Below are 8,592 nucleotides of genomic sequence, written 5' to 3' on the forward strand. Positions count from 1 at the left end.
TAACCGCTAAAGCCTTTCTTAAAAAGCTTCCCCGAAGTTAAACGGAGTAAGGACAAGATGCCCTATATTCACATTTTCCACATTTCCATTCCACTGGCTTGCGAGGAGGCATTTCACCCTTCTCAACCTTCTCAAATTTCGTGAGAACCTCCAAAGCTCTCTCTTCGTCTACTGGTTCTTCATAGGTCTTCAAATAATTACGCTGTTTAACATAAACTTGTATTCTTTTCCTCTTCCGCTTAAAGAAATATCCATAAAGGTCAGCTTGAGTGAAAGCAACTACAAGTGAATATTTAGAGAGGCTGGTTCGCTTGTATTCATATATAAAGTCTTTAGTGATGCCATCCGGTAATCCGATTATTACATAATCATGCCACTTGAAATTCCACCTTATAGTAGGATAAATCTCCCCGGTAATCTCTTCTCTTGCCCAATCCGCCCATTCCCCTTCCACAAGCGGATAATCTTCCAACCTACCAACCCTCTTACCCGCCTTCTCAACAAATTCCTTAATTTTTTCAATCTCAGATTGAGGTATAACAAAAGGGTTAATCAATATTTCCCTTTCTCCAGTTAATGGATTAACTACCTCCTGACCCGGAATATCCACCAATTCCCCTGTCTCAGGATCTCTTATGGTTACCACGTCGGTCATCACGACTGTGCCCGCATACTTCATCCGTTGTTCTGTCTTTTCGCTTAATAATTTCTCCATATCCTCCAAGGAAAGACTGACACTATCCACAACATCCAATATCTTCTTGCCCAGTTCAAAAAACAATTGCTCTCTGCGATATGCTTTGTTCAGTTCTTTTCCCAACTGCTCTAAATCTTCCACTGAGATATAATCCAGTTTCAACGCGTACTCTAAGGTATCCTCTACATAAATTCTAAAGAATTCCTTTTCCATCTCTTTGTTTTTCAAAATAGACTTCCAGGCACACCAATTGAAATTGGCTATATCAGCGATTCCGGCAAAGAGCAACCTATCTCGAGGCACTCCCCTCTTGTCCTTCTCATAAGCAAGAAACCTTTCACTCCCTAGAAGTGGAAAGGAGAAAGGGGTTGAGAGCTTTTTGGCAATCTCTTCCCTCTTCCTCAACTCTTCAATTTGTGCTAATTCCAATTCAACTTGTGGTAATTCCAACAACATCTCTTCCCTCGCTGCTTGGCTAACCGCCAAATCTTTTGTTTCTAACAATTGCTTCAACTCTTTCAGCCCCTTCTTTCCAAAACCCCTCAAGTTAGATGAAGTTCTTTCCATATCCTCCCAGCTGATGCCATAGCGTTCTGCTATATCCTTTGCCTCATCATCGGAAAAGGCAATATACCACATTCCTCCCCACTTGAAAGCCGGTACCCTACCCTCTCGAATCCGTTTTAATAGAGTGGATGGGGACTTTTTCACAATCTGACAAAAAGCCCTAACATTATATAGCTTCATCTAACCTCACCTACTAAATTATATCAAAATAGCTAATCCGGTGCCTCTTCGCCCTGTTTATTTGGACTTCCTTTTCCCAATAAATCACCTTTGGCTTTATCCTTAATTTTTGATATAATGAAAAAAGTATGATACAGATGCTTAATGTCTCCTTCGTATACCCCAACGGAGTGAAAGCTCTTCACAACATTAATTTGAGAATTGAAAAAGGAGAGTTTGTTTTTCTCGTCGGTCCCACAGGAACCGGCAAATCCACCCTCCTTAAACTCATCTATTGCGCTGAATACCCCACCGAAGGGAAAGTAATTGTCGCCGGAAGGGATATCTCTCGCCTCGCTAAAAAGGAAATCCCCCTCCTCAGACGCAGATTGGGAATCGTTTTCCAAGATTTCCGTCTCATTCCTTCAAGAACAGTTTGGGAGAACATCGCTTTCGCCCTCCGCGCCATTGGAATGAGCAGGAGGGATGTCTGGAGGAAACTGCCCGAAGTTCTTGATATCGTGGGGCTAACGGATAAAGCGGAAGCCTATCCCGCCCAGCTCTCCGCAGGCGAGCAGCAGAGAGTCGCCATTGCGAGAGCCATCGTTAACAATCCTCTCATCTTAGTAGCCGATGAGCCAACGGGAAACCTTGACCCCGACACCTCCCTTGATATCGTCAACCTCCTCGCTCGCATCAACCTGATGGGAACAACTGTTCTCGTCGCCACTCACGATAAATTCATAGTTGATAGGATGAGAAAAAGGGTCATAACTCTTGAAAATGGAAGAATCGTCAGCGATAGAGAAAGAGGGGTTTACGAGCACCATGCATCTGAGTAGCTTGGAATTCTTAATAGAAGAGGGGTTAAAGAATATAACCCGCAATGCGGTAATAAGCTTGGCATCTATAAGCACCGTTGCCATCACTCTTCTCGTGGTGGGAGTTATTAGCTTGGCAATGGTAAATCTGGAATATGCTTCTCAAAATCTTCCCGGAAAACTGGAAGTAGCCGTCTTCCTCAAAAGGGATGTGAGCCTTCAGGGTGCGGAAAAGCTCGCTGAGGAAGTGAGGAATTGGGAAGGGGTGAAGGAAGTCAAGCTTGTCACCAAAGAGGAGGCATGGAAGAAGCTGCAGAAGGATTTGGAAAGGGAGATAAACCTCACGGACCTTCCCAACCCCCTTCCTCATTCCTTGAGGATTAAAGCTGAAGGACCTCAATACATCATCAGCATAGCGGACGCGCTGAGGAGAGAGCCTATTGTTGATGAGGTAAGGGAGGGGAGGGAGATAGCGGAGAGGCTTCACACCCTCAACAATACAATTAAATGGACGGGATTGATTATAGGAATCTTCCTTTTCATTGCTTCTTTCCTTATAATTGGAAATGCTGTTCGTTTGGCGATTTACGCCCGACGCCAGGAGATAAGGATTATGCAGATGGTCGGTGCAACAGACCTATTCATCATGGGTCCCTTCGTCGTAGAGGGGACCACTTATGGCATATTGGGGGGATTGCTTGCATTCCTCCTTCTTTCTTTGGCTTATGCCTATCTCTATAACCATTTTCCCCTTTCTTTTCTTCTTCTCCTCCCCTATCAAAGCCTTCTAATTCCCCTCCTTTTGGGAATCCTCTTTTTGGGGGTCGTGATAGGGATGGGAAGCAGTCTCTTCTCCGCTCGCTATTTCCTGAGCAGTAGGAGGGAGGAATTTGAATAGAAAGCTCGTCTTTTCCTTGCTTATCTTGCTCTCAGTCCCGTTTGCTTCTCCAAATGTTCTTTCTGCCCTAAAGGCTAAACTCGCAGAGATAAACAAAAAGATATTTAATGTAAAGAGCAAATTGAGCAAGGCTAAGAAAGAAGAGAAATATGCTTATCAGAAGTTGATAGAGACGAGTAGAAGGCTCAATAGGGCGCAAAACGAGTTGAGAAAAAGCGAGGCGAAAATCCAGCAGCTAGAAAAGAACATAAGCTATCTAAGCCAGGATATCCGAAAGAAACAGATACAACTATATAAACATCAGCAGAAGCTGGAGCAGAGGCTCGTTGAATATTATAAACAGGGAGGAAGGGGTGGTTTCCTCGCCGTGTTCTTGGGGGTTACCGATGCTTTCACCGTGCTCTCTCGTTCCTATTATATGAAACAGGTATTGGAGGAGGACAAGGCTCTCTTTGATGAGATAAAAAGAGAAAAGGCTATTCTGGAACAGAAGAAAGCAGAACTTGAGAGAGAAAAACAGAAAGCCATTCTCTTAAAACAACAGCAGGAGGAGAACAAGAGGCAGATTGAGATTGAAAAAGCAAAGAGAAGCTCAATATTAAAGGATATAGAGAGCAAGAGGATAGAATATGAGAAGGCGTTAGAGGAACTTGAGAGGAACTCAAGGGAGATAGAGCAAATGCTTTTGGCATTGGAGAAGACGCCTGAGGGGCAAAGGCGCCTTGCTCGTCCCTGGAAGGGAGGTTTCATATATCCCGTTAGAGGGTCTATAACCTCTGGTTTTGGGATGAGAACGCACCCCATTTATCATATTAAAAAGATGCACACTGGAATAGATATATCCGCTCACTCTGGAACGCCCATAAAGGCAGCTGCAGGAGGGGAGGTTGTTTTCGCCGGTTGGTGGGGAGGCTATGGAAATGTGGTTATAATAGACCATGGAGGAGGAATTTCAACTTTGTATGCTCATTGTTCAGCTATATATGTTAAAAAAGGACAGAGTGTTTCCCAAGGTGAAGTAATAGCAGCTGTGGGAAGCACGGGGCTATCAACTGGACCCCATCTCCATTTTGAGGTTAGAAAGAACGGGAAACCGGTTGACCCACTTGGATATCTTTAGAGAAAGAGGTGAAGATTTATGAATAACAACAAAAGGATTATTTACGGTCTATTTGCTTCAATTTTAATTCTCTTGCTTTTCTCTTCCTTCCTTGCTGGTTTCGTCCTTAGGGGTTCCCTGAGAGCGGGTCCGATATTCATAGCACAGGAGCCTTCAGCTGGTTTCGGCGTTAGCCTTCAGCCCATTGAGACGCTATGGAAGGTCCTAAAACTCATCAAAGATAACTATGTGGAGAAGATAACCGATGACCAGAAATTGATTTACGGGGCAATAAGGGGGATGCTCGGTTCCCTCAATGACCCCTATAGCCGATTTCTTGACCCCTCTCAAACGAAAATGTTGGAAGAGGAAAGCAGTGGGGAGTTCTATGGTATAGGTGCCCAGCTCGGTCTTCGCAGGATAGAGGTTAATGGAAAATGGGAGGATAGAGTCACTATCATCGCTCCCTTGCCGGGAAGTCCCGCTGAGAAGGCGGGTTTGAAGGCGGGAGATTATATAGTTGCAGTTGATGATAAGGATGTTAAAGGATTATCACTTGATGAGGTAGCTTCTCGGATAAGGGGGAAGAAGGGGACATCCGTGAAGCTGACGATTGAAAGAAGGGGTGTTAAGGAGCGCCTAAACTTCACCATCCAGCGGGAATTGATAAAGGTGGAGCCCGTGGAAAGCAAGTTCCTTCCCGAGGGCTACGGCTACATAAAACTGCAATCCTTCAGTGAGCACGCCGGTGAGAGGCTTAGGGATGCAGTGTTGAAGTCATTGAAGCAGGGAGCTAAAGGGATTATATTGGATTTGCGGAACAACCCGGGTGGATTGTTTGAGGAAGCTGTGAAGACTTCTAGCGTCTTTATAAAGGATAGCCCCGTTGTGATAATACAGGAAAGGGGCGGGAAGAGGACGCCTGTAAGCCCGGAGAAATCGCTTTATGTAGAGGGGAATTATCCCCTCTTGGTTTTGGTTAACGAGGGAAGTGCTAGCGCATCTGAGATATTGGCGGGCGCGATTAAGGACCACGAGAGAGGGAAAATCCTTGGGAGGAGGACATTTGGGAAGGGTCTCGTCCAAACGGTCATTCCCCTTGGTGATGGCTCTGCAATTTCCCTCACAACAGCCAAGTATCTCACTCCCTCCGGCAAGGACATAAATAAAGAGGGCATTCATCCCGATATAGTCTTCGGTCCCGACGAGAGCAAATATGAATTTTCCTGGAATGGCGCCATACTTCGCTGGGAGAAAAAGCACCTCCGCATCCTCTATCTCTCTCCCAAGTCTCCGCTCTTGAAAGCCGGCTTCCAGGTGGGCGATTTAATCACCCAAATAGAGAACAAAATCGTCAGCGCGAATCCCCTCGTTAATATAACGAATCTTCTCTTTGATGAAACTCGCAAAACCGTCGTTCTTAAATGTTTGAAAAATGGGAAGCTGTTCAGCAAATCCGTTCCTAAAGAGGAGATAGATTTGGAGCTTGAGAAGGCGGTTGAGGTCCTTAGGGGAGGTGGTAAATGAAAAGAAGAAAAAAGAGAAAACCGCCATCTAATAAGATTTTAAAGGGATTCTTTTTCTTTATAATTTTCGTTGTCTTCGTTTTCGCTGTTTATGTTTTGCAAAGGGCTTTTTTATCATCGCCCTCTCAAGCAAGGAAACCCTCTCAGCATATCACACAGCGTTCCCCTTCCCTGAATCGCTCACCACGTCGTCCTCTGAACTTTCCACCGCAGTTGCCTCAATCACTTTCTTCACAACCCGAGGGGAAAGCCCCGACCTTTATTCCATCCCATCCCTTGCCCTCTTCAACCTATAGAATAGCAATCGTTATAGACGATGTTGGCTATGATATTCCCCTTCTTCAAGAATTTCTACAATTGGAGATTCCCCTTACTATTTCCATTCTACCCAACCTCCCGTACTCAAAAAAATCCGCCCAACTTGCCTTCCAAGCGGGAAGGGAAGTAATCCTTCATATGCCTATGCAGCCGGAGAGGAATTTCCCTATGGATTCTTCATTTATCACCCTTGACCTTTCATCTGAGGAGATTGAGAAAAGGATTGGGAAGGCATTGAGAAGCGTTCCCGCAGCGGTTGGGATGTCAAATCACATGGGTTCTTTAGCGACCCAGGATAGGAGGGTTATGGATGCTGTTATGTCAACAATTGCCAAATACAATCTCTTTTTCCTTGACAGTTTGACTTCGCCCAAATCAGTGGCTTGTGAATCAGCGAGAGCGCGAGGGATTCCCTGTTTGAAGCGGGATGTATTCTTGGATAATATTGATGACGCTAATTATGTTTTTGAACAGGTGAAGAAGCTGGTGGCGGTGGGGAAGAGGAAGAAGAAGGCAATAGGCATAGGGCATCTGAAGAAGACCACACTTGAAGGGTTGAAGCTGGCAATTCCCTATTTGGAGGAAGAGAAAATAGAAGTAGTTCCTTTGAGCGACTTGTTGTAAAAGCGAATCTTCAATCAACCGAATCTCGTTGATTTATTAAAAAGCATAAATCCACTTAAAAGACACAGATTCATTGCTTAAAATATTAACAAAGTAAAAAGGAGGAAGGCTTATGAGGAGTGTTTTCATTGCAGTCCTCTTTGAATTGCTTCTTTTTCCCCTTTATGCAAGGGGAGAGGAAATCGTCCAGATTTATGTTGGCAAGCATTGGGTTTGGTTTGCTCGCCAAGACCAGTTTGAGAAATACAAGCAAGATATAGAGTCCTTTTACGATTACGCCGATAAGGCTTTTGAGTATTTGAGCCAAGCATGGGGATTGAAACCCTCTAAGGATAAGTATGTTCTCTTCGTCTGGCCTCAGACTGGCGGTGGCTTCGCCACCGGGGATATAGGAGAGGTTCATTCCGCAACCGGCGAAATTTCTCCAGGCATAGGCGTTTCCTATGACGCCTTCTTCAATGTCGCGAACGGAATAAAGGGCTATTGGGGATATGTTTTGATAACCCACGAGATGGTCAATCTCTTCACTGGTCAAATAGTAAGCGGTGGCTGGCCTGTTGATTGGTGGGCTAACCATCGCAGTCCTTTTCCCCTTGTGACAGCAGTCCAGATAGAATATGCGCTCATTCCAGAAGTCGCCATACATCATTCCAAGCAGATTATACAAGACCCTCTTTGCCTGATGTTTCTTAAACTGAAGGACCAATATGGTTGGTCTCTTTTCAGGAGAGCCTTTAAAATGGCAATTGAGGATGGGATAAATTGGGATAAAATAGGGGAAAATCCTTCTAAATTGCGAACGAACTATGTCGTTGCCTATCTCCAAATGTGTGCTCCCGAGGATTTGTCATCATATTTCAAGCATGTCGTGCCCAACTATGATGAGGAGATGGTTAAGAGCATAATAAAGGCAAGGGAGATATGGCGTTCTCCCTCCCTATCCGCTTCAGAGAGGGAAAAGCTTAAATCCCTCTACTTGAATGGAAAGTTTGAGGAATGCTTAAAGAAAGGAAAGGTGAGAAAATGAACAGATTTGTTTTCGCTATTATGCTGGTAAGCTTTTTGCCATTAGCCTTCTCCTTTACAGCCTCCGTCCGTTCCCTTAAGGGAACGCCGATTCTCTTTCTCAATCATATTCCCTTCTCTCCCCTCATCTACAACGCTTGCGGGGAAAACGAGAGGACATTTCACACGATTGAGTTAGCGAAAAAGCAGGGCTTTGACCTCGTCGCTTATTGTTGCATCAGTACATGGATAACTCGCCCTGGCGAGGAGCGTGACTATCACTGGGTGGATGAGAAGATAGATAAAATCCTCGCACGCAACCCTAATGCCCTAATTATCCCGCGCATCGGCGTAGGTGTTCCCGATTGGTGGAAGAAAGAGCATCCCGATGCGATAATGGTATTCAAAAAATTGGAGAACGGGAGATGGGTGGATGTCAAGGATATTGCGGTTATTGGAGGGCAGGAAGGGATAAGCGTCGCCTCACCTGAATGGAAAAGGGATACAGCAGAGGCTTTGAAGAAGTTAGTCAAGCATCTTGAGGAGAAGTACGGCGACCACATCATAGGATATATGCCTTGTGGTCAGAACACCGGTGAATGGTTCTATTACGATTCCTGGGAAGGGAAATTGAACTGCTATGAGCCCGCTTTTGAGGAAGCCTTTCGCCAATGGCTTAAGGAGAAATACAAGAGCGAGGAGAACCTTAGAAAGGCTTGGAATGAGCCCTCCCTAACATTTGATAGCGTATCTCTACCATCTCCCGAGGAGAGGATGAACGCCACCTATGGCTTCTTCCGAGACCCGGGGAAGGAAAGGAAGTTGATAGACTTCCACGAATTTCAAAACATAGCTATGGCTTCCGCTTTGGAGGATTT

Annotated in this window: 8 protein-coding genes; 7 read left to right on the forward strand and 1 reads right to left on the reverse strand. The window is 45.0% G+C overall.

The genetic code is table 11. The features are described from left to right. Positions 1–37: 37 nt before the first annotated feature. A complete protein-coding gene (locus H5T88_09210; protein MBC7330520.1) occupies positions 38–1,336 on the reverse strand; it encodes a hypothetical protein in 1,299 nt (432 codons plus the stop codon). Positions 1,337–1,572: 236 nt separating this feature from the next. Here H5T88_09210 and ftsE point away from each other — a divergent pair, with 236 nt between their 5' ends. The 7 genes from ftsE to H5T88_09245 form a co-directional block, all read left to right on the forward strand. Further along, entirely contained in the window at positions 1,573–2,265 is a 693-nt protein-coding gene (gene ftsE / locus H5T88_09215) for a cell division ATP-binding protein FtsE (protein MBC7330521.1), read from the forward strand. Further along, positions 2,207–3,142 carry an ABC transporter permease gene (locus H5T88_09220; protein MBC7330522.1) on the forward strand — a complete coding sequence of 312 codons (936 nt, stop codon included), beginning with the start codon at positions 2,207–2,209 and terminating at the stop codon, positions 3,140–3,142. Before ftsE ends, H5T88_09220 begins: the two co-directional genes overlap by 59 nt. Next, positions 3,135–4,262 carry a peptidoglycan DD-metalloendopeptidase family protein gene (locus H5T88_09225; protein ID MBC7330523.1) on the forward strand — a complete coding sequence of 376 codons (1,128 nt, stop codon included), beginning with the start codon at positions 3,135–3,137 and terminating at the stop codon, positions 4,260–4,262. Before H5T88_09220 ends, H5T88_09225 begins: the two co-directional genes overlap by 8 nt. An 18-nt stretch (positions 4,263–4,280) precedes the next feature. After that, entirely contained in the window at positions 4,281–5,768 is a 1,488-nt protein-coding gene (locus H5T88_09230) for a PDZ domain-containing protein (protein MBC7330524.1), read from the forward strand. After that, complete coding sequence (locus H5T88_09235) at positions 5,765–6,709, forward strand: divergent polysaccharide deacetylase family protein (GenBank protein ID MBC7330525.1); 945 nt, start codon at positions 5,765–5,767, stop codon at positions 6,707–6,709. The genes H5T88_09230 and H5T88_09235 overlap by 4 nt, the downstream gene beginning before the upstream one ends. Before the next feature lie 112 nt (positions 6,710–6,821). After that, on the forward strand, positions 6,822–7,736 hold the full coding sequence (locus H5T88_09240; protein MBC7330526.1) for a hypothetical protein: 915 nt from the start codon (positions 6,822–6,824) through the stop codon (positions 7,734–7,736). Then, the coding region (locus H5T88_09245; protein ID MBC7330527.1) for a beta-galactosidase at positions 7,733–8,592 on the forward strand (860 nt) is incomplete at its 3' end. The genes H5T88_09240 and H5T88_09245, both read left to right, overlap by 4 nt.

Source organism: bacterium, assembly GCA_014360495.1.
Taxonomy (GTDB): Bacteria; Armatimonadota; JACIXR01; order JACIXR01; family JACIXR01; genus JACIXR01.